This is a genomic window from Sphingomonas cynarae (assembly GCF_039537815.1).
Classification (GTDB): domain Bacteria; phylum Pseudomonadota; class Alphaproteobacteria; order Sphingomonadales; family Sphingomonadaceae; genus Sphingomonas; species Sphingomonas cynarae.
In genome coordinates, this window is the sequence record NZ_BAABBF010000006.1 from 1 (window position 1) to 21,542 (window position 21,542).

At 67.0% G+C, this 21,542-nt stretch carries 19 protein-coding genes, 1 tRNA gene and 1 pseudogene; 10 read left to right on the forward strand and 11 right to left on the reverse strand.

The features are described from left to right. Window positions 1-424, forward strand: a 424-nt coding sequence (locus tag ABD719_RS13000; RefSeq protein WP_344693820.1) for a penicillin acylase family protein, incomplete at its 5' end; no start/stop codon positions are given. A gap of 226 nt (window positions 425-650) precedes the next feature. On the opposite strand, the pseudogene ABD719_RS13005 reads toward ABD719_RS13000, so the two are convergent. The 3 genes and pseudogenes from ABD719_RS13005 to ABD719_RS13015 all read right to left on the reverse strand — a co-directional run. Then, a pseudogene (locus ABD719_RS13005) lies at window positions 651-932 on the reverse strand (transposase); the annotation flags it as partial. Window positions 933-1,132: 200 nt separating this feature from the next. Next, a tRNA-Gln gene (locus ABD719_RS13010) sits at window positions 1,133-1,207 on the reverse strand. Between the two features lie 46 nt (window positions 1,208-1,253). Further along, window positions 1,254-2,345 (reverse strand): branched-chain amino acid aminotransferase, encoded by a 1,092-nt coding sequence (locus tag ABD719_RS13015; protein WP_344693821.1) that lies wholly within the window; start codon window positions 2,343-2,345, stop codon window positions 1,254-1,256. Window positions 2,346-2,409: 64 nt separating this feature from the next. Between ABD719_RS13015 and ABD719_RS13020 the strand changes: the two genes are divergently transcribed. After that, complete coding sequence (locus ABD719_RS13020) at window positions 2,410-2,898, forward strand: MarR family winged helix-turn-helix transcriptional regulator (RefSeq protein WP_344693822.1); 489 nt, start codon at window positions 2,410-2,412, stop codon at window positions 2,896-2,898. Between the two features lie 33 nt (window positions 2,899-2,931). Here ABD719_RS13020 and ABD719_RS13025 read toward each other — a convergent pair whose 3' ends face one another. From ABD719_RS13025 to ABD719_RS13045, 5 genes are all read right to left on the reverse strand, one after another. Next, window positions 2,932-3,726 (reverse strand): pyrroline-5-carboxylate reductase family protein, encoded by a 795-nt coding sequence (locus ABD719_RS13025; RefSeq protein ID WP_425567177.1) that lies wholly within the window; start codon window positions 3,724-3,726, stop codon window positions 2,932-2,934. A gap of 11 nt (window positions 3,727-3,737) precedes the next feature. Further along, window positions 3,738-4,241 carry a type III secretion system chaperone family protein gene (locus ABD719_RS13030; RefSeq protein ID WP_344693824.1) on the reverse strand — a complete coding sequence of 168 codons (504 nt, stop codon included), beginning with the start codon at window positions 4,239-4,241 and terminating at the stop codon, window positions 3,738-3,740. A gap of 63 nt (window positions 4,242-4,304) precedes the next feature. Then, window positions 4,305-4,568 carry an accessory factor UbiK family protein gene (locus ABD719_RS13035; RefSeq protein ID WP_344693825.1) on the reverse strand — a complete coding sequence of 88 codons (264 nt, stop codon included), beginning with the start codon at window positions 4,566-4,568 and terminating at the stop codon, window positions 4,305-4,307. A gap of 32 nt (window positions 4,569-4,600) precedes the next feature. Beyond that, window positions 4,601-5,143: a TspO/MBR family protein gene (locus ABD719_RS13040; RefSeq protein WP_344693826.1), complete on the reverse strand. Its 543-nt coding sequence runs from the start codon at window positions 5,141-5,143 to the stop codon at window positions 4,601-4,603. A 23-nt stretch (window positions 5,144-5,166) separates the two neighbouring features. After that, complete coding sequence (locus ABD719_RS13045; RefSeq protein ID WP_344693827.1) at window positions 5,167-5,922, reverse strand: TlyA family RNA methyltransferase; 756 nt, start codon at window positions 5,920-5,922, stop codon at window positions 5,167-5,169. Between the two features lie 82 nt (window positions 5,923-6,004). Between ABD719_RS13045 and ABD719_RS13050 the strand changes: the two genes are divergently transcribed. Together ABD719_RS13050 and ABD719_RS13055 are read left to right on the forward strand one after the other, a co-directional pair. After that, window positions 6,005-8,374: a hypothetical protein gene (locus ABD719_RS13050; RefSeq protein ID WP_344693828.1), complete on the forward strand. Its 2,370-nt coding sequence runs from the start codon at window positions 6,005-6,007 to the stop codon at window positions 8,372-8,374. Continuing rightward, the gene (locus tag ABD719_RS13055; protein WP_344693829.1) at window positions 8,371-8,925 is read left to right on the forward strand and encodes an NUDIX domain-containing protein; all 555 of its coding nucleotides are present in this window, start codon (window positions 8,371-8,373) and stop codon (window positions 8,923-8,925) included. The genes ABD719_RS13050 and ABD719_RS13055 overlap by 4 nt, the downstream gene beginning before the upstream one ends. A 141-nt stretch (window positions 8,926-9,066) precedes the next feature. Here ABD719_RS13055 and mgrA read toward each other — a convergent pair whose 3' ends face one another. Next, window positions 9,067-10,065: an L-glyceraldehyde 3-phosphate reductase gene (mgrA, locus tag ABD719_RS13060; RefSeq protein ID WP_344693830.1), complete on the reverse strand. Its 999-nt coding sequence runs from the start codon at window positions 10,063-10,065 to the stop codon at window positions 9,067-9,069. 84 nt (window positions 10,066-10,149) lie between these two features. Between mgrA and ABD719_RS13065 the strand changes: the two genes are divergently transcribed. The 6 genes from ABD719_RS13065 to ABD719_RS13090 are packed head-to-tail and all read left to right on the forward strand — an operon-like array spanning window position 10,150 to window position 17,686. Then, window positions 10,150-11,178: a UDP-glucose--hexose-1-phosphate uridylyltransferase gene (locus tag ABD719_RS13065; RefSeq protein WP_344693831.1), complete on the forward strand. Its 1,029-nt coding sequence runs from the start codon at window positions 10,150-10,152 to the stop codon at window positions 11,176-11,178. Then, window positions 11,175-12,335: a galactokinase gene (galK, locus tag ABD719_RS13070; RefSeq protein WP_344693832.1), complete on the forward strand. Its 1,161-nt coding sequence runs from the start codon at window positions 11,175-11,177 to the stop codon at window positions 12,333-12,335. Before ABD719_RS13065 ends, galK begins: the two co-directional genes overlap by 4 nt. 7 nt (window positions 12,336-12,342) lie before the next feature. Beyond that, window positions 12,343-12,927 carry a DNA-3-methyladenine glycosylase gene (locus ABD719_RS13075; protein WP_344693833.1) on the forward strand — a complete coding sequence of 195 codons (585 nt, stop codon included), beginning with the start codon at window positions 12,343-12,345 and terminating at the stop codon, window positions 12,925-12,927. Window positions 12,928-12,970: 43 nt separating this feature from the next. Beyond that, window positions 12,971-15,040, forward strand: coding sequence for a TonB-dependent receptor (locus ABD719_RS13080; RefSeq protein ID WP_344693834.1), 2,070 nt, complete (start codon window positions 12,971-12,973; stop codon window positions 15,038-15,040). 40 nt (window positions 15,041-15,080) lie between these two features. Beyond that, window positions 15,081-15,902: an MOSC domain-containing protein gene (locus tag ABD719_RS13085; RefSeq protein ID WP_344693835.1), complete on the forward strand. Its 822-nt coding sequence runs from the start codon at window positions 15,081-15,083 to the stop codon at window positions 15,900-15,902. Between the two features lie 23 nt (window positions 15,903-15,925). Further along, a complete protein-coding gene (locus ABD719_RS13090; RefSeq protein WP_344693836.1) occupies window positions 15,926-17,686 on the forward strand; it encodes a DUF885 domain-containing protein in 1,761 nt (586 codons plus the stop codon). Between the two features lie 8 nt (window positions 17,687-17,694). On the opposite strand, the gene ABD719_RS13095 is transcribed toward ABD719_RS13090, so the two are convergent. Continuing rightward, window positions 17,695-18,921, reverse strand: a complete 1,227-nt coding sequence (locus ABD719_RS13095; protein WP_344693837.1) for a glycosyl hydrolase 53 family protein — start codon at window positions 18,919-18,921, stop codon at window positions 17,695-17,697. 92 nt (window positions 18,922-19,013) lie between these two features. Continuing rightward, window positions 19,014-21,428 carry a TonB-dependent receptor gene (locus tag ABD719_RS13100; protein ID WP_344693839.1) on the reverse strand — a complete coding sequence of 805 codons (2,415 nt, stop codon included), beginning with the start codon at window positions 21,426-21,428 and terminating at the stop codon, window positions 19,014-19,016. Between the last annotated feature and the right edge of the window lie 114 nt (window positions 21,429-21,542).

Here is a 21,542-nt window from a genome sequence, read left to right on the forward strand (position 1 = left end):
GGCGGTCGGGCAACTGACGCGCGATTTCGGCAGCTGGAATACGCCATGGAACGCGATCAACCGCTTCCAGCGGCTCGACGGTGCCATCCGACCGCACTTCGACGACGCGAAGCCGTCGACGCCGGTGCCCTTCACCTCGGCGCAATGGGGCAGCCTCGCCTCGTTCGGTGCCAAGACGTGGCCGGGAACGAAGCGCTATTATGGCACCAGCGGGAACAGCTTCGTCGCCGTGGTCGAGTTCGGCCCCCGCGTGAGAGCCATGGCCGTCATGGCGGGTGGGCAGAGCGGCGATCCTGCCTCACCGCATTTCGCCGACCAGATCGACCGATACGCCACCGGTCGTCTTCGGCCGGTCTACTTCCACCCCGATGAGTTCGCCGGTCATATCGAACGGGTGTATCGTCCTGGCGACGACGCTCCTTGATCGCTGTTCACCTGCAACAACAAGACGACCCGGAAACGAACATGCACACTGCCCTTGCCCCTTCCCGAAAGCAGTCGCGCAGTCATGGACGCGGATTGGCTGCTTTAGCCGCTTCAGCCATTCCCTCGAAACGGCCTATGTTGCGACTAAGTCACCAATAGCGCCGCTTGTTGTATCCGACCGACTCGTTGCGTGCCGCCGATCCAGGATTTCCCTTTTTACCCACAGACGCGGTGCCGTGCGCCTCCGGATAGGTCGCATCGATCATGACGGCCTTCGGATCAGCATCCACTCCGGCCAGCCCTTCCATCATCCGCGTGCCCCCGCCTGCCTCGGCCTGGCGCGTTCACCGGTTATACAGCGTCCCTAGCACAGGCTTACGAGGACCATAGTCATTCGGCGCATTCCGCCAGCGCAGCCCGTTTCGATTGATGAACACAATGCCGCTCAACACCCGGCGGTCATCAACGCGCGGCTTGCCATGGCTTTTCGGAAAGAACCGCCGCAGTTGCTACATCCGCTCGTTCGTCAGCCAATACAGGTCGCTCATGCCGGTAAACGTGCCGGTAAACGTGCCGGGGAGAATCCAAAGCCGAGGCCTTCCCGGCCAGCGTATTGGCACAATCACGCGCGCCAGTGAGCCGACCGTCATGGCCAACCATTTTTGTCAGATACTTAGCATGTCATTGGCTGGAATTTCCAATGACTTGGCTGGGGCGGCAGGATTCGAACCTGCGGATGGCGGCACCAAAAGCCGCTGCCTTACCACTTGGCGACGCCCCAGCAGAGCGCGGGCTTATAGCGCAGCCCGCGTGGTTGGGAAGACCGTTTACAACCGATGCAACCAACCATGGGGATCGGGTGCCGTACCACGCTGGATCGCGACCAGCGATTGATGAAGTCGGTCGGTCACCGGGCCACCGGTACCGTCGCCGATCGTGAAGTCGCCGTCACGATCCGCGATGCGGCCCACCGGGGTCACCACCGCCGCCGTGCCGCAGGCGAACGCCTCGACCAATCGGCCGCTCTGCGCGTCGGCGCGCCACTGGTCTATCGCATAGGGCTCCTCGCGCACAGTCAGGCCAGCGTCGCGCGCCAGTGTCAGCAGCGAATCGCGGGTGATGCCGGGCAGGATCGTACCAGTCAGCGGTGGCGTCTGCAGGCTGCCATCGGCGAACACGAAGAACAGGTTCATGCCCCCCAGTTCCTCCACCCAGCGCCGCTCCACCGCATCGAGGAAGACGACCTGATCGCAGCCATGCGCAATCGCCTGTTTCTGTGCGATCAGGCTGGCGGCATAATTGCCGCCGCACTTGGCCGCACCTGTACCGCCCAGTGCGGCACGGGTATGATCCCGGCTGACCCACACCGTGATCGCACGCACCCCGCCCTTCCAATAGGCGCCGACGGACGAGGCGATGACCATGTAGATATATTCCGCCGACGGCTTCACGCCCAGGAACACCTCCGACGCGATCATGAACGGCCGCAGGTAGAGCGCCCCGTCGCCTTCCGGAATCCAGTCGCTGTCCGCCGCGACCAGCCGCTCGATCGATTCGATGAACAGGTCGTCGGGCAATTCCGCCATCGCCATCCGCCGTGCCGAATCACGGAACCGCGCTGCGTTCGCCTGCGGCCGAAACAAAGCGGTGCCGCCATCGGCCAGCCGATACGCCTTCATCCCCTCGAATATCTCCTGCGCGTAATGCAGGACCGACGAGGCAGGATCGATCGGCAGCGGCGCCCGCGCGGTGATATGCGCATCATGCCACCCTGCCTGATCGGAATAGCGGATCACCGCCATGTGATCGGTAAAGACGCGTCCGAAACCCGGATCGATCAATCGCTTGGCCCGCTCCGCCGCTTCGACCGGGGCAGCATGGGGATCGTGGCGGAAGGCGGCGGGCGCAGGGGCAGACATTTCGTATCGTTCTCTTATCTCATGGGGTTGCGGACGCGTAGGAGTGCGGCTTAGACGGGTCAACATGGCTGTCTCAGCACCTCTTCCCCCCGCCCAGTTCCTCCGCGAGCCCGAATTGCGCCGCGGCCTGGAACTCCTGTATTTTGGCCACAGCCACCTGAATCGCTCGATCGATCGCGATCTGGCGAGACAAGGACTGGGTCGTGCCCATCATCGTGCCCTATATTTCATCAGCAGGAAACCCGATCTGACCGTCAGCGAGCTGTTGTCGTTGCTTGCCATTACCAAACAGTCACTTGGACGCGTGCTCAACGAACTGACGGAGCGCGATCTGGTAGAGAATCGCGCCGGAGAGCGCGACCGGCGCCAGCGCCTGCTCCGATTGACCGATGCGGGCAGAAAGCTGGAAGGCGAATTGTTCGATGCCTGGAAGCAGAAAATCTCGGCGGCATACACTCATGCCGGGCCGGCGGCGGTTGCCGGCTATTGGGCGGTACTGGAAGGCATGATCCCGGAAGAGGCGATGCCGCAGGTCGAGGGTCTGCGCCGCTAGGCCAGCGATGGCACAGCAGCGCGGGATTGATTATCAGTCTCGCGCCGCCGCTGCCATTTCGCCGTTACGCCGGGCGGATGCCGCGAGTGTTTCGGCCAGCAGCCGCTCCAGCGCGCGATCGGCATCGAGGATATTCAGCCCTTCGCGCGTCGATCCGCCGGGGCTGGCGACGCGGTCTGCCAGCACCGCCGGCGGCACGTCCGCCGTCACCGCCATCGCCGACGATCCGGCCAGCGTCGCCAGCGCCAGTCGCCGTGCCTGTTCCTCGGGCAGACCCAATGCTGCTCCCGCCACCGCCAGCGCATCGGCGAAGCGGAAGACGAAGCCCGGCCCACAGCCGGCCAGCGCCGTCACGGCATCGAACGATCCTTCACCGGCCACCCATTCGACATGCCCCAGTACCGCCGCCAGAGCCTCTGCGGTCCGCCGAACATCGGCATCGCTCGTTGGCGTATATAACGCGGTAACGCCCTGACCGATCGCTACCGGCAAATTGGGCATCGCCCGGACGATGGCCGCCGCCTCGATCCGCCGCGCCAGCGCCGCCACCTCGACGCCCGCAAGAATTGATATCAGCAGCGCAGGACGCACATCGGCAAGCAGGGGCGCGATCACATCCAGTTGCTGGGGTTTCACCGCAAGGATCAGGGTCGCCGGACGTTCGTCCGTGGGGATCGAGGTGACCGATCGCACGCCATCCGGCACGCCGCGTCGGGTACGCGTCACCACCATGACCGTCGCCGGGTCAAGCCCGGCTGCCAGCCAGCGGTGCAACATCGCACCACCCATGTTACCGCATCCGATCATCCAGAGCGGCCCAACGGGCATCGCGGCGGCATTCATGCTTCACCCTGCGTTTCGACCAGTGCGGCGGCAAGCGCATCCCGCGGGCTCTTTCCGCCCCACAACACGAACTGGAACACCGGATAGAAGCGCTCGCATTCCTCGATCGCCGATTCGACCAGTAGTTCGGCACCGCCCAGCGTCATCGTCCGGTCATCGTCACCGTCGATCATCGCGGCGTGGCGGAACAACAGGACGCCCGTGGAGGACCATAACTCGAAATGGCCGATCCACAGTTGTTCGTTGACGAGACCGATCGTCTCGTAGATCGATGCGCGCCGATCCTCGGGTACCTTGATATCGGGAAACGCCAGGAACTGGAGGACGCTGTCATCCTCCCGCCAGAGCGCGCGCAACTCATAGGTCGCCCAGCTACCCTTCACCGAGGCGACGATCTCCTCGTCCTGTCGCTCATGGTCCCAGCCGTGCGCGGCATAATAGGCCTCAAGCATGTCGATCGGGGCGGCATCGTCATCGTCGTGTTCGGTCTGGTCGAGCATCAATGTCTAGTCGCACGGGGCGAGCCGGCTGGCAAAGGCCGACACGATCCCGTGCAATCCCTGTCAGACGGTCGGCAACGGATTGCTGGCCTTCGCCTCCAGCGCGTCGAGACGGGCACGCAGCATATCAGCCTCGTCCCGCGCGGCGGCGGCCATCGCCTTTACCGCGTCGAATTCCTCGCGGCTGACGAAATCGAGGCCGCCGATCCATTCCCGCGCACGCGATCGCGCGCTGGCTTCCGCCTCCCGGCCCATGCCGGCCACGGTGCCCGCGGCACCGTTCACGAGCTTGGCGAAATCATCGAAGAAGCGATTTTCGGATTGCATGCTGATATCCCCAGGGGCGATGGAACGCGTCGTCACGACATTTGGGACGTGACGGGCGGGGGCACAAGGGTTTCCGCCGCCGGGTTCAGCCGGTCGATACGCCATGTCAGTACCCCGGCGAAACTGATCCAGACCAGATACGGCACCATCAGCCATGCCGCCAGCCGCCGCACGCGTGCGAACGCGAAGGTGGTGGCGATGCCCATCACCAGCATCGCGGCGATCAGCCAGACCGCCGCCGATACCAGATGGGCGCCGAAGAACAGCGGCATCCACGCCAGCGACAGGCCGAATCCGACCATGAACAACCCCGTCGCCCACCCGCGGCCGGGTGCCGGGCGTGCGGCAAGAACGATCGCCAGCGCGAGGCCGAGCAGGACATAGATCGTCGTCCAGGCCACCGGGAACACCCAGTCGGGCGGCGTCTGCGCGGGGCGGGAAAGCGCCATGTACCAGGCGTTGCCGCGCCCTGCTGGCGCCGACATGCCCGAAGCGAAACCGAGCAGCAGCACCAACGGCACGGTGATCGCGCTCCAGCGCAACAGGGAAGCGGTCCGGGTCGATCGAATGGCCATACCGGCCCAAATCCTGCGCCCGGCTATCGTTCCCCGGCCGGGCCGTCGCCGCGTGCCGCCGCGATCAGGAATTCGACATTGCCCTCTGGCCCGGTGATCGGGCTGGGGGTGATGCCCGCGACCGTCCAGCCCTGTCCGGTCAGCCAGGCGGCGACATCATCGCAGACGCGGGCATGGATGGCGGGGTCCCGGACCACCCCGCCCTTGCCCACCTCACCGCGCCCCGCCTCGAACTGCGGCTTCACCAGCGCGCACAGCCGCGCATCGGCCCGTGTGAACGACAATGGCCTCTCCAACACCTTGGCCAGGCCGATGAAGCTGGCATCGCAAACGATCAGATCAACGGGCTCGGGAATGTGGGTTGGCGTCAGGATGCGGGCGCTGGTCTGCTCGTGGACAATCACCCGCTCGTCCTGCCGCAGCGACCATGCAAGCTGGTTGGTGCCGCTGTCGACCGCATAGACGCGTGCCGCGCCATGCTGAAGCAGCACGTCGGTGAAGCCGCCGGTCGACGATCCGACATCGATCGCGACTGCACCGGCCACGTTCCAGCCGAAATGATCCAGCCCGTGTGCCAGCTTGATACCGCCACGCGATACCCAGGGATGGTCCCGGCCGCGCACGTCGAGCGCCGTATCGTCGGGCAGTTGCTGGCCGGGCTTGTCGACCTTGCGCGTGCCCGCGAACACCAGCCCGGCCATGACGAGGGCCTGTGCCCGCGCACGCGATTCGACGAGACCCCGATCGACGAGCATCTGATCCACGCGCTGCTTGGCCATCCCCGCCCTATCGCGCTGCGGGCGGGCGGCGGCAAGTCCCGGCAGGACTTGCGGCGGTGGTTCCACGGGGTAAGGCAGGGCGATGACCCGAACGATCGCCAGTGTGGCGGCAGGCGTGGCGACCGCGGCCGCCTGTGTCCTGACTCCCCTGTCCGCCCCGGCCGAGGTCGCGGCATTCGACCTCGCCGGCCCGCGCCTGACGGTGACGGTGACCCGCGCAGGCGTGACGCTGCCGATCGCGCAGGTGCCCGATCTGGCGGCGGGGGACGAGATGCTGGTCCGCGCGGACCTGCCGGCCGATCAGTCCGCGCATTATCTGCTCGTCGTCGGCTTCCTGCGCGGCGCCACCAATCCGCCACCCAAGAAATGGTTCTTTCGCGCCGAAACCTGGAAGAAGAAGCAGCGCGACCTGCGCATCAAGGTACCCGCCGGCGCGCAACAGGCCATCGCCTTCCTCGCACCGGAAACCGGCGGTGATTTCGGCACGCTGACCGGGGCAGTACGCGGCCGGCCCGGCGCGTTCGTGCGCGCGTCGCAGGACCTCAATCAGGCGGCGCTCGATCGCGCCCGGCTCGATGCCTATGTCACCGGCGTCAATCGGCGCGATGCCGAAGGCGGCACCCGGCTGGAGGAAGCGTCGCCCGCCCTCGCGCGCAGTCTGGCGATCCAGCTGAAAGCGGAATGCCTGACCCGCCCCGCCGAACTTCAGGCCGGTTGCCTGACCGGTGGTCGCGAGGCGCTGGTACTGAGCGACGGGCATAGCAGCACGATGGCGGAGGCGCTGACCGGCACGCCCACCGACCTCGCCTTTCAGTTGAGCGCGACGCCGCAGGGCGGAGCGGGTTATTACAGCCCCTATATCGGCGTGATCCGCGACGTCGCCCGCATCCTCGGCGCATTCCGCACCGCCAGTTATCAATATATCCCGGCGCTCAACACGCATGACGGCGATCGGCTGGCCCTGCTGCTGAATGCAGCCCCCTCGTTCAATCGGCCGCAATCGGTGATCGTCGCGGCGCTGCCGCCGGTCGGCCCCGCCTCGTTGCCGCCGTTACGGGCGACATCGCCCGCGGTGGCGCAGTGCCTGGCCCGACCGGGGCTGGTGCTGCCGGTCGAGGGAGCGCCGCTGATCTATGCGACCCGCTATGCCCGCGACATGGCGCTTCGTGTCGCGGGGCGCGACGGACGGGAAGTGGACCTGCCGGTGGTCGCCGATGCCGAACGCGGCGGCTTCGTCGTCCGGGAACCGGTGCCGCGATCGATCGCGTTCGAACAGGAACTAACCGGGCGGCTGCATGGACGATGGGGCTTCACACCGTTCGACGGCCCCCGCTTCCGCCTGCAAAGTCCGCAGGACGGCACATGGCGTGCCGGGGATGAAACGACCCTGGTCGCAGGTCGTGACAACGCGGTCGAACTGACGGGCGCGGCTTCCGCCTGCATCGAGGCGATGGAGCTGCGCCTGCCCGGTGGTGGTGTCCGCGCCGTGACGTGGGAGGCGCGCGGGGCGAACCGCGTGTCGGCCAAGCTGCCGCTTGCCGATGTACCGCCGGGAGCGGTCACGCTGCGGATCGGTCGATACGGCGCGGCCGACCCGATCGACCTGCCGCTGCGAGCCTATACCGAAGCCGGACGGATCGATGGGTTGACGCTTCATGCCGGCGATCGGGCCGGAACGCTGGCGGGGGCGCGGCTCGACACGGTCGCATCGCTGACGGTCGAAGGCACCGTCTTCACGCCGGGTGCGCTGGCGCGGGTCGACGGCGGCGACCGGCTGACGATGACGGCGGCGGCACCGCTGTCGCTGGCGGCGGGCGAGACGCGGAGTGCGACCGTCACGCTGACCGATGGCCGCACCGTGGCTACCCGGCTGCGTGTCGCGCCGGCCCGGCCGGCCGCGACGTTGCTGACGCGCAGCGTGACGCCGGCGTCCCCGCCCACCCCCGTATCGATCACGCTGCCGGAGGGTGTAGTCGCGGCGGGCGACCGGCTCACCTTTTCGTTCCGCGCCACCGGGACGACGCGGTTCACCGCCGCAGACCGGATCGAGCTCGGCAGCGACGATGCGAGCGCCACGGTCGCCGTGACGCTGCAGGATGCGCAGGTCGGGGTTGCTGCGATCACGCCCGCCACCGCGCTCGGCGCCTCGGCGGCGGGGCCGCTGCGGTTTCGTCCGGTGCAGGGCGATATCGCCGGCGACTGGCAACCTTTGGCGACGTTGGTAAGGGAGCCGACGCTGACTGCGCTGGCCTGTTCCGAGGTCTGCACGCTCACGGGTCGCAACCTGTTTCTGCTCGCCGGTGTCGCTGACCGGATGGTGCCCGAGGGATTCACGGGCGACCGTCTCACCTTTTCCCCGCCCCCCCGCGGCGGCCCGGTCCCGGTTCACCTGCGCGACGCGCCGGAGGCTGCCGCCACGCTTTCCCTTCCCCCCACCGGAGCGACGCCATGACCGATACCCCGCCCGAGATCACGACGATCGGCTCCCGCATCGCTTATCGCAACCGCTGGCTTCAGGTCCGCGAGGACGAGGTGCAGCGCGCGGACGGATCGCGGGGCATCTACGGCGTCATCGAGAAACCCGATTTCGCAGTAATCGTCCCGGTCGAAGCGGACGGATCACTTCATCTGGTCGAACAATATCGCTATCCGGTCGGCGGTCGTTACTGGGAATTGCCGCAAGGCGCATGGGAACAGGCGCCCGAGGCCGATCCGATCGATCTCGCCAGAGGTGAATTGCGCGAGGAAACCGGGCTGGTTGCCGGGCGGATGGTGCATCTGGGCCATCTGTTCCTCGCCGCCGGCTTCGCCAACCAGGGTTATCACGTCTTCCTTGCAGAAGATCTGACCCGCACTGAAACCGCGCTGGAGGTTGAGGAACAGGGTCTCGTCACTCGTGCCTTTCCGCGGGCCGAAGTGATCGACATGATCCGCACCGGCCGGATCAAGGACGCGACCACGGTCGCCGCCCTGTCGCTGGTCGATCTCCACCAGCCGATCTGACGCGGACAAAAAAAGACCGGGTCGAAACCCGGTCATGAAAGTTTTTAGGAGAGGATGCCTGAAAGGCCTGATCCTGTTAGGCCGACCCATTATCGCAATCAATTGCATTTAACGCTATCATGGATGCAAGATTTGCAATCGTTAGCCGAGTAACGCATTGATGGCAGCTAGTTCGTCGGTGGTCAGTGCAGGAGCATTGACGGCATCCAGCAACTGATCGAGCTGTTCCAAGGTACGCGCGCCGATTAGGGCGGAGGTGACGCGGGGATCGCGCAGCACCCATGCCACCGCCATCTGCGCCAGACTTTGCCCGCGGGCCTGCGCGATCGTGTTCAGCCCCCGCAGCTTGTCCAGCACCGCATCGGTCAGCCGGTCGGGTGTCAGCGTGCGCGCCTTGGCCAGCCGCGTGCCTGCCGCCGGTGCGCCGCCGTCCAGATATTTGTCCGTCAGCAGTCCCTGTGCCAGCGGCGAGAACACGATGCAGCCGCTGCCGGTCTGCTCCAGCGTATCAAGCAGCCCCTTCTCGATCGTGCGTTCCAGCATCGAATAGCGCGGCTGATGGATCAGCAGGGGAATGCGTTCCTCCGCCAGGATCGCCGCGATCCGCGCCGTCGCATCGGGCGTATAGTTGGATACGCCGACATACAGCGCCTTGCCCTGCCGGTGCAGATGCGCCAACGCGCCGGCGGTTTCCTCCAGCGGGGTGGTCGCATCCATGCGGTGCGAATAGAAGATGTCGACATAATCGAGCCCCATCCGCTTCAGGCTCTGCTCTGCACTGGCGATCACATATTTGCGGCTGCCCGACGGCCCGCCATAAGGCCCCGGCCACATGTCATACCCCGCCTTGGACGAGATCAGCAGTTCGTCGCGATAGGGCGCGAAATCCTGCGCCATCCAGCGCCCGAAATTCTCCTCCGCCGAGCCGTAGGGCGGGCCGTAATTGTTCGCGAGATCGAAATGCGTCACCCCGCGGTCGAACGCGCGGCGCAGCAGCGCCCGCCCCGTCTCGAACACGTCCTGCCCGCCGAAATTCTGCCACAGCCCCAGCGAGATGGCCGGCAGGTCAAGGCCGCTGCGCCCGCACCTGCGATACGGCATCCGCCCGTCATATCGTTGGGTATCGGGCTGATAGGGCATGGCTGTTCCTCGTGATGATTTCGACACGGCTAGGAATTGCAGGCCGCGCGGTCAACGCGTAGTGGGCGGGCGGAGGGGTTTTGTATGACATTCGACGCATCCGATCATCCGCACCGGCGGCAAAACTTGCTGACCGGCGAATGGGTGCTGGTTTCGCCCCATCGCGCCAAGCGGCCATGGCAGGGCGAAGAGGCCCCGCCCGCCCCCCCACGCGGGCCGACCTACGATCCGAACTGCTATCTCTGCCCCGGCAATGTGCGCACGGGCGGCGAACGCAATCCGGATTACGCCAGCACCTTCGTCTTCCCCAACGACTTCGCCGCCCTGTTGCCGGATACGCCCGCCCCGGCCGACGACCCGCTGTTTCCGGCGCAGGGCGCCAGTGGCGAGGCGCGGGTGATCTGTTTCTCCCCCGACCATTCACGGACCCTACCCGAACTGACCAACGCCGAACGCCGGGTGATCGTCGACACCTGGGCCGATCAGTCTGCCGAACTCGGCGCCCGCTGGGCGCATGTCCAGCTCTTCGAGAACAAGGGCGCGATGATGGGGTGTTCCAGCCCACATCCTCACGGTCAGGTATGGGCCGGCGATTTCGTCCCCGCCCATGTCGCGCGTGAAGACGAGGGCCAGCGCGCCTGGCTGGCCGAACACGGCACCGTCCTGCTCGATGCCGTCGCCGAGCGGGAGGCCGGCGGCGAGCGCGAGGTGGAGTCGAACGATCATTGGCTCGCGATCGTGCCATGGTGGGCGGCATGGCCGTTCGAGACGCTGATCATCGCGCGCGATCCCGTCGTGCGGATGGAGGATCTGTCGGATGCGGCGCGCGATGCGCTGGCCAGCCTGCTCGGCCGGCTGATGGCGCGGTACGACAATCTGTTCGCGACCAGTTTTCCCTATTCCTTCGGGTGGCACGGCTGCCCGCACGGCACCGCAGACACCGCACCATGGCGGCTGCACGCGCATGTCTTCCCGCCCCTGCTGCGGTCGGCGACGGTGCGCAAGTTCATGGTCGGGTTCGAGATGCTGGGCGAACCCCAGCGCGACCTAACGCCCGAGCAGGCCGCCGAACGGCTGCGCGCGGCAAGCCCCCTATTGGAGAAACGTGCATGACCGACCTCGCCGCCCGCCTGTCCGCCGGCTTCGCCGCTGCCTTCGACGGATCGCCCGACGGCGTCGTCCGCGCGCCTGGCCGCGTCAACATCATCGGCGAGCATACCGACTATAACGATGGTTTCGTCCTGCCCTGCGCGATCCCCGTCGAAACGCGGATCGCGTGGCGCGCGCGCCCCGATACGACCGTCCGTGTCGTCGCGATCGAATTCGCTAACGAGCAGGACGAATTCGACGTCGCCCAGCCGATCGAGCATGCCCCCGATGGCGGCTGGCGCGATTATGTGCGCGCGATGATCGCGACGCTGGTGAAGGAAGGCCGCACGCTGCGCGGCGCCGACCTCGCCATCGTCGGCGACATTCCGCGCGGGGCGGGACTGTCGTCGTCCGCCTCGCTGGAGGTGGCGGTCGGCCATGCGATGCTTGCCGTGCTGGGCGAGACGCCCGACGCGACGAAGATCGCCGTGCAGGCACAGACCGCCGAGAATGATTTCGTCGGCATGAAATGCGGGGTGATGGACCAGCTCGCCTCGGCCGCCAGCGTCGCCGATGCCGCGCTGCTGATCGACTGCCGCTCGCTGGACACGCGGGCGATCCCGATCCCCGCCGGCACCGCAATCGTCATCATCCATTCGGGCGTCGTCCGTGGTCTGGTAGAGGGGCATTACAACCGCCGCCGCGCCGAATGCGAGGAAGCCGCCCGTATCCTCGGCGTCCCGAAGCTGCGCGATGCGACGCTGGACATGATCGCCGCGGCCGGGCTGACCGGCGACGTGCTGGCCCGCGCCCGCCACGTCGTGACCGAGGACGATCGCGTGATCGCGGCCGCCGAGGCGCTGGCATCGGACGACCTGCGCACGATGGGTCGACTGATGGCCGACAGCCACGCGTCGATGCGCGACGATTTCCAGGTCACCGTTCCCAAGGTCGACGAACTCGCCGCCACCGCGCACGACCTGATCGCGACGCTGTGCGACGGTCAGGGTGGTGCACGCATGACCGGCGGCGGTTTCGGCGGCGCGGTCGTCGCGCTGATGCCCGAAAGCGGCGTCGAGGCGGTGACCGCCGGTATCCGGGAACGCTACCGCACGCCGGCGGGCGAAGCACCGGAGATCATGGTGGCGCGTGCCGTGGCGGGAGCGGGCAACGTCGACTAGCACCGCGATGCCGCCCCCTGCCGCGCAGGCGATATCACCTGCATTCTATGATCGCCCCGTCCTCGATCTCGCCCGTGCGCTGATCGGGTGCCGGCTGTTCGTGGACGGGGTCGGTGGCACGATCGTCGAGACGGAGGCGTATCACGCCGGGGATGCCGCCTCGCACAGCCATGCCGGGATCACCCCGCGTACCGCCACGATGTTCGGCCCGCCCGGCCGCGCCTATGTCTATCGCAGCTATGGCCTGCACTGGTGCATGAACATCGTCGGCGGTCGCGAACCCGGTGCGGCGGTGCTGCTGCGCGCGATCGAGCCGGTCGAGGGACTGGCGATCATGGCGACGCGGCGCGGCACCGCCGATCCACGCCTGCTATGCGCGGGGCCGGGCCGGCTGTGCCAGGCGCTGGGCATCACCGCCGCGCTCGACGGCCAGCCGCTCGACGCCCCGCCTTTCACGCTGCTGCCACGGACGGGGGAGCCAGACCTTCAGGTCGGTCCCCGCATCGGCATCACCCGCGCCGCCGCCGAGCCGTGGCGCTTCGGGCTTGGCGGCTCCCGTTTCCTCAGCAAGCCGTTTCGACGGATCGACTGACAGGCCCTTCATCCCTACCCCATCCTCCCCTAAGCGCCGGAGCATGATCGATTTTCGTGCCGCGCTCCTCCTGCTGACCTCCTGTTCCGCCGGGGCGCTTGCGCAGACGCCACCCGACACGCCGCCGCCGGAGATCATCGTTACAGGCCGTGGTCTGGCCGACCGGCCCGGCGATCGCGCGTTCGATGTCATCGAGATCGATCGCACGCGGATCGAGGCCAATGCCGCGAACCGGCTCGAAAGCGTCCTTGCCGATGTCGCCGGGCTCCAGCAGTTCCGCCGGTCGGACAGCCGCACGGCCAATCCGACCAGCCAGGGCATCACCCTGCGCGGCCTTGGCGGCAACGCCGCCAGCCGGGCGCTGCTGATCCTCGACGGAGTGCCGCAGGCGGATCCGTTCGGCGGCTGGGTGGCCTTTCCCGCCTATGCCACCGATCGGATAGGCCGCATCCGCGTGACGCGTGGCGGCGGCAGCGGCTTCTATGGTCCGGGTGCCCTGGCGGGAACGATCGAACTGGACAGCGCGACGCCCGACCAACTCACGCCGCTGGTCGGCCGCATGGCCTATGGCAGCCGCGATTCGATCGATGCGCAGGCATCGGCGGCGCTGGTCCGGCCGGGCGGGTTCGCGGTGCTGTCGGGCGCCTATACGCGCGGCGACGGGTTCACCCCGATCGTCGCGGCAAACCGGGGGCCGGTCGATCGGCCTGCCCCCTATGAACAGGCATCCGGCGCGCTGCGTACCGTCGTCGCGCTGGCGCCGCAAACCGAGTTGCAGGCGAACGTCGCTGCCTTCACCGACACGCGCGATCGCGGTACGCCGTTCACCGCCAACCGGTCGGAGGGCGCGGATGCCAGCCTGCGCCTGGTTGGCCGTGGCCGCTGGGGCTGGTCGGCGCTCGGCTATGTCCAGAGCCGCGCCTTCGCCTCCAGCTTCGCCAGTGTGAACGCCGCCCGGACGACCGCGACGCAGACGCTGGACCAGTACAACACCCCCGCCACTGGCCTCGGCGCGCGGGTGGAGGTGGCGCCGCCGTTGGGCGAGGCGATCCGGCTGCGGCTAGGGGCGGATCTGCGCCGCGTGGCGGGACGCACGCAGGAGAACTTCACCTTCGTGGCCGGCAGCCCGACCCGCCGCCGCGTTGCGGGCGGGCACAACGTGACCGGTGGCCTGTTCGCGGACGGCAGCGTCGAGGCGGGGGCGCTCATCCTGTCGCTCGGCGGCCGGATCGACCGGTGGCGGATCGCCGGCGGCTTCCTGCGCGAACAGACGCTGGCGACCGGCGCCGCAATCACCAACCTGTCCTTCACGGATCGAAGTGGCACGGAGGCGACCGGGCGAGTCGGCCTCGCCTGGCAGATCGCGGGACCGGTGACGCTGCGCACCGCCGCCTATCGCGGCTGGCGACTGCCGACGCTAAACGAACTCTATCGCCCGTTCCGGGTAGGGGCGGATGCGACCGCCGCCGACGCCACCCTGTCACCGGAGCGCCTGTCCGGGGTGGAAGGCGGCATCACCATTACGCCGACCGGATCGACCAGCATCGCCGCGACCTGGTTTCACAACGTGATGGACGACGCGATCGCCAACGTCACCGCCGGCACCGGCCCCGGCACCTTCCCGCTGGTCGGCTTCGTGGCGGCGGGCGGCGTATACCGCGTCCGTGCCAATCTGGACGGCATCCGCTCGAACGGGCTGGAGGTGGATGCGACGTGGCGCCCCGGCCCGGTCGGATTGCGCGCATCGTGGTCGCATGTCGATGCGCGGATGCGGGCGGACGGTGCCGCCGCCCCGCTCGACGGACTGCGCCCGGCGCAAACGCCCCGCGATCAGGTGTCGGCGACGATCGACGGCCGCTATCGCGGAGCTGCCGCCGCCGTCACCCTGCGCCATGTCGCCCGGCAGTTCGAAGACGACCAGAATCGCCGGACGCTGGCCCCCGCCACGACGGTCGACGCCTATGTCGCGATCCCGCTGAATGCCGCCCTCGTGATCGAGGGCCGCGCGGAGAACCTGACCGATGCAAGGGTCGAGGCGGGGATCAGCGGCGCCGATATCGTCGAACGCGCCACGCCGCGCACCCTGTGGCTGGGACTGCGTTACCGACCATGACGGTCTGGTCGGGTGAAAGGGGATCGGGCATGATGGCGCGATGATGCAGCTTGCCGGCCTGTTCACCTATCCCGTCAAAAGCCTGCGCGGCCATGCGGTCGACGAGGCGACGCTCGAGCCGTGCGGGCTGACCGGCGACCGCCGGTGGATGCTGGTTGATCCCGACGGACGCTTCATCACCCGGCGACAGGTGCCCGCGATGGCCGCCATGTCCGTGGAAACCACGGTGGACGGCCTGATCCTCCGCCACCCCGACCATGGCGATTGTCGCGTGACCACCCCTGATGCTACTGCGCCCGTGATCGATGGTCGTGTGTGGAAGGACGAACTGCCGGTCCGGCTCGGCAACCCGCAGGCGGACGGCTTCCTCGCCGCGATCCTCGACCGGCCTGCCCGACTGGCGTGGCAGCACGATCCGCGCCGCCGTCCCATCGCCACCGCCCATGCCCGTCCGGGCGAGCATGTCAGCCTCGCCGACGGGTTTCCGCTGCTGGTGACGACCGAGGCTTCGCTTGCCGCGCTGAACGACCGTTTGGCGGTGGCGGTACCGATGGCGCGGTTCCGCCCCAATCTGGTGATCGCGGGGGCAACGCCATGGGCGGAGGATCGCTGGCGGCGGATCAGGATCGGCGATGTCGAATTACGCCTCGCCCTCCCATGCGCGCGCTGCATCGTCGTGACGCAGCAGCCGGATACCGGCGAGCGGCTGGAGGGCAACGAACCCCTGCCGACGTTGCGCGCGATGGGCCATGCCACCACGGCAGGAATCATGTTCGGCCAGAACGCGGTCCCCGAACGCCTGGGCAAGGTGCGGATCGGCGATCCCGTCGAAATTATCGAAACCGGTGAGGGGCTTGGTTGATCTGTCCCATGAAGGATATCCCCATGAAACTGCTTCCGGTGCTCCTGCTGTCCGCGCTTGCCCCCCTGCCCGCCATCGCGCAGGCGCCGGCCGCCGCCACCACCGCCACCAGTGCCGATGCGCGGTTCGATGCGCTGGCGACGGCGGAATACCGGTGGCGTCGATCGCTGTCGGGTACCGATGAGAACACCCCACGAAACCAGCGTCGCGGCCTGCCTGATGTCGGCCCCGCGATGCAGGCGATCAAGACGAAGCGGTGGACCGAAACGCTGGCGGCGCTCGCCGCGATCGATCCGGGCACGCTGTCGCCGGCGACGCGTGACAACTACACCGTCTATCGTGGTCAAGTGGCGGCGCTGCTCGCCGAGCAGCGGTTCCGCGAGTACGAAAAGCCGTTGAACGCCGATAGCAGCTTCTGGGGCGACCTCGGCTACCTCACCCGCTCGACCTATCGGACCGAGGAGGATTATCGCGGCTATCTCCGTACCCTCGCCGAAGTGCCGCGCTATTTCGACCAGAATGTCGCGAATATGCGCGCCGGGCTGAAGCGTGGCTTCACCCCGCCACGGGTGACGCTGCAAGGCCGCGATGTCGGCGTCGCCGCGGTGGCGAAGGCCGGCGGCGACACCTCCACCTTCTACGCGCCGTTCAGGACGATGCCCGCCACCATCCCGGTCGCGACGCAGGCGGCGCTGCGCGCCGAAGCGTTACGGGTGATCGCCGGTGCGGTGGTCCCCGCCCATGCATCGCTGCTTGCCTTCCTGCGTGACGAATACATCCCCGCTGCCCGGACCGGACTGGCAGCCTATGATCTGCCGGATGGTCGCGCCTATTACGCCTCCAAGATCGCCGAATACGTCACCCGCGACCAGTCGGCCGACCAGATCCATGCGATCGGCCTGGCCGAGGTCGCCAGAATCCGCACCCGGATGGGCGAGGTGATGAAGCAGGTGGCATGGCAGGGCGATCTCGCCGGTTTCCTCACCTTCCTGCGGACCGACCCGCAATTCTACGTGAAGACACCGCAGGCGCTGCTCGATCGGGCGGCCTGGACCGCCAAGGAATTCGACGGCAAGGCGTCCCGCTGGTTTGGCCGCCTGCCCCGCGGGCGCTTCGCGATCGAACCGGTCCCGGCGGAAATCGCCCCTTATTACACTGCCGGTCGCGGCGGTTCCGGCGTCTATCTGGTCAACACCTGGAACCTGCCGGCACGCCCGCTCTACTCGCTGCCCGCGCTGACGCTGCACGAAAGCGCGCCCGGCCATGCGTGGCAGATGTCGTTCTCCGCGGAACTGGACGACCTACCTGCCTATCGCCGCAACACCTATATCTCCGCCTATGGCGAGGGCTGGGCGCTATATTGCGAGGCGCTGGGCGAGGAGATGGGGCTGTATCACACCCCCTATGAGACGTTCGGGATGCTCAGCTACCAGATGTGGCGCGCGGCCCGACTGGTGGTTGACACCGGCGTCCATGCCAAGGGCTGGTCGCGCGAACGGGCGCAGGCCTTCCTGCACGACAACACTGCCCTTTCCGATCACGAGATCACGACCGAGGTCGATCGATATATTTCGTGGCCGGGACAGGCCCTCAGTTATTATATGGGCGAACTGACCTTCCTCGCCGGACGGGCGAAGGCGGAGAAGGCGCTGGGTACGAAGTTCGATATCCGCGCTTTCCACGATGCCATGCTGTTGCTGGGATCGGTGCCGTTGCCGATGGTCGATGCGCGGGTCGATCGCTTCATCGCCGATGGCGGCAAGGGCCCCTACCCGCTGTCATGATCTGCCGATCAGCGTAGTCCGTAATCGCTGGCGATCCGGCGATACAAGGCGAGGAACTCGTTACCCTCATATTGTCCGCCGACGCCGTAGGTGCGGCGACGTTGCGTTGCGGGTACACCATCGCCGGGGGCCTCGGCCGAATTCAGCCCCTGAGCGATCAGGTTGGGGCGTGGCCCCTCGCCGGCGTTGCGGCCACCGCGATCGAAGATGGCTTCCTGATGACGGGTCGGTTCCCAGATGAAGCTGCCCCAGCCCTGTCCGTTGGGCAGATCGTGGACCAGATCGTTCACATATCGCTTGCGGCTGGAATATTCGGCGACGAGCAGCCCGAGATCGGGATAGCGGCGGCAGAATTCGGTGAAGCTGCGCGCCCAATCACCCTCCGCCGCCTGCTGGTAGCAGGATAAACCGATCGCATCGAACCGCACATCGCGGGCACGGAGCGCGTCGGCCCAGTCGCGCAGGATCGGCCAATGCCGGCCAAGGTGATTGTGCAGCACGATCCGGGTTCCCGGCGCAGCCGCGCGTGCCCCGGCGATCCCCGCCTTCAGTAACGCCGCGAAGCCGTCGAACCCACCGACCCGACCGGGATCGAGATGCGTCTTGTCCGTCACCGGATTACCGGTCGGCCGGGTCAGCGGTACCCGTCCCTCCGGCCACATCATGCCGAACGTCGTCTCGTTGCCGACGACGACCATGTCCGGGGTCGCCCCCGCCGCGACGAGCGCGGCGACCGTGCGCCGGCTGTACGCCTCGACCGCGGCGGCCAGGGCGACCGGCGACATCGTTGCCCAGGCGGCGGGCTTCACCTGCTTCTGGGGATCCGCCCAGTCGTCGCTGAAGTGCAGGCTCAACGTGAAATCGAACCCTGCCGCCTTTGCCCGCCGCCCCAGTGCCACCGTCCGCTCCAGTCCCGCCCATCGGGCCGTCGGCGCATCGGCGGAATAGCCACCGGCGGCGGCGGGATCGACGAAGGTACGGACCTTGATCGCGTTGAACCCGATCCGCCGCAACAGCGTGAGCAGGTCCCATGTCTTTCCCTCGTAACGATAGGTCGCGCCCGCCGCCTCGTCTTCGGGCAACCACGATATGTCCGCCCCGAGCAGATAGGGGCGCGGGCGCCCGGCCACTGCCCTGGCCCCTGCCACCGACGATGGCAGGGCAAGCCCGGCAACGGTGCCGAGACCGCCCGCCACGAAACCGCGTCGATCGATCGGTGAGATATGGTCAGGCATTCCGCTCTCCTTTTCCCCGATCATGCCCGGCGAAAAGGACAGGTCAATTCACCTTTTGAATATCACTATCGAATGTTGATACGTTGTCTTGGTTAGAAGCTACGCGAGACGGTAAGGCCATAGGTGCGCGGATCGCCCGGCTGGCCGACGATCAGGCCCGTGCTGCCCGACTGGGTAGCGAGCAGTTCGTAATAATCCTTGTTGAACGCGTTTCGCAGCCAGAGGAACGCGTTCCAGCTCCGTTCCGCCCGAAAGCCGAGGCGGAAGTTGGACAGCGCATAGCCCTTGATATCCGTGTAGGCCGACCGCGACGGGTTGGACGAATACTTGGACCGGTAGCTGCCGTCATAGCCAAAATAGAAGCGGCCCTCGAGCCCCGCCACCTGAGCAGGAACGCCATATTCCGCGCCGTAGGAGAAGGCCCATTTCGACACACCAGGCAGCCACTGGCCGGAGATGTCGCAATTGTCCGGGCTGGGTCCGGGCGTCCCGGCCGCCGCGGGCTGTTGTCCCGCCGTCAATGCGGTGCCGCCAGACAGTTCGGGCGGGCACGGCGCATCGACGAAGCGGACATATTTCGCGTCGGTGAAGGCGGCGTTGGCATAGAGGTTCAACCGGTCGACCGGGCGGAATGCGCTGTCGATTTCCAGCCCGCGCGTGCGGACCTTGCCGGCATTGGCCAGGTAACCGCGCAGCACGCCCACCTGATTGTTGGTGACGGTGGCCTGATAGTCCTCGATCTCCGTCCAGAAGCCGGCGAAGTTCACCGTCGCGCGGCGATCGGCGAACTGCGTCTTCAGGCCCAGTTCGAAATGGTTGACCTTCTCGGGCTTTACCTGCGCCACCGACAGGGCGGGGTTGCCCAACCGGTCGTTGGGCAGGCCCGACAGGTTGATGCCGCCCGATTTGTAGCTGCGCGCATAAGTGGCATAATAATGCACATCGTCGGTGATGTCGTAGGCGACGGTCAGGTCGCCCGAGACGTTCCAGTTGTCGAACTGCGGCCGATAGCTTTGCGGCGCCAGCACGCCGCGCTGGTCGGCGGTCAGGTTGGTGCTACCCGTGCCGTTGGTGACGACCGATACATAGGAGCCGTCCTTCTTGTCGTAATTGACGCGCAGGCCCGGCGAGATCGACAGCCGTTCGTCGGCATGCCAGGTCAGCTTGCCGAACACCGCGGCGGACGTGTTGACGAAGCCGATCGTGTTGCGTGCGGTCAGTCCGTTCAGTGTCGCCGAGTTGCGCCCGGCCGTGCTGGTCGGGTTGAGCAGGAAGGCGCTGGCCGCCGGGCCCTGCACCTGCAACCCCTGCGTATCGATCGTCTGGCGAAAATAGAACAGGCCGCCGACATAATCGATCTCGCGGTCGCCGTTCGATGCGATCCGCAGTTCCTGGCTCACCTGCCGCTGCTGCGACGGGTTGGCGGAAACGGTGGTGACCGGCAACCCGATGAAATCGCGGTCGTTCGATGGATTCCAATTCCAGAATCGCCACGCGCTGACCGACGTCAGCGTCGCCCCGCCAAGATCCCAGTTGGCGAGCAGCGACAGCCCGCCCAGCTCCTGTCTCGCGCGCAGATCGGTATCGACATCGGTCACCCGGTCGAACGCGTTGGTCGATGGCACGACATAGCCCTGCGCCGCGGCGAGGGCGGCATACTGGCGGATCACCGGCCGTTGCGTCGCGCCGGTGCGGGCATAATATTGCACGCAGCAGTTCGGGTTCTGCCGGTTATAATCGGCGAACAGCGTCAGATCGAGGCTCGGCGATGCCTTCCACAGGATTTGGGATCGCAGGCTCAGATTGTCCTGGCTGTTCTGATATTCGTCCTGCCGGACATTGTAGATGGTGCCGCGACGCGTGGTGATCGACGTCGACAGGCGGATCGCCACCTTGTCGTCGACCAGCGGGCCGGAAACGGACGCCTTGCCTTGAAAGAAATCGAGATTGCCGCCGGTCAGCTCGACCCGCGCCTCCGGCGTGAAGCTGGGTTTGCGTGTCGTCACGTTGATCGCGCCGGCCGTGGTGTTCTTGCCGTAGAGCGTACCCTGCGGTCCGCGCAGCACCTCCATCCGTTCGGTATCGGTGAAGTCGAACGTCGCCGATGCGATCCGGCTGTAATAGACCTGATCGACATAGATGCCGACGCCCTGCTCGATCCCGTCGTTGGTCAACCCGAACGGCGCGCCGAGCCCGCGGATATTGGCGGCGGAATTGCGCGGGTTGGTCGAATAGAATTGCAGCGTCGGCTGCAACTGCGTCAGTCGGTTGACATTATACGTCCCCGTCTCCGCCAGCGCGGTGCCGCCGATCACCGAGATCGCGATCGGCACCTTCTGCACCGTCTCCGTCCGCCGACGCGCGGTAACGACGATATCGCCGCCCGCCGATGTCGCGGCGGGGCCGCTGCGTCCGGTCGGCTCCGCCTGATCTTCGACGGCTGGCACCGCGCCGGCCTGCGGTTCGGCGACCTGAAGGGCCAGTAGCAAGGCAAGTGTCGACGTCATGGCAAATCCCCTTTCTCCTTAAACTCTATTCAATTGGGGGATTATCAATCGGAGTCGGGCTTGCCTGCTGCAAAGGTCAGCTTCATCCCGTTGAAAACGGGCGATGAATTTTTC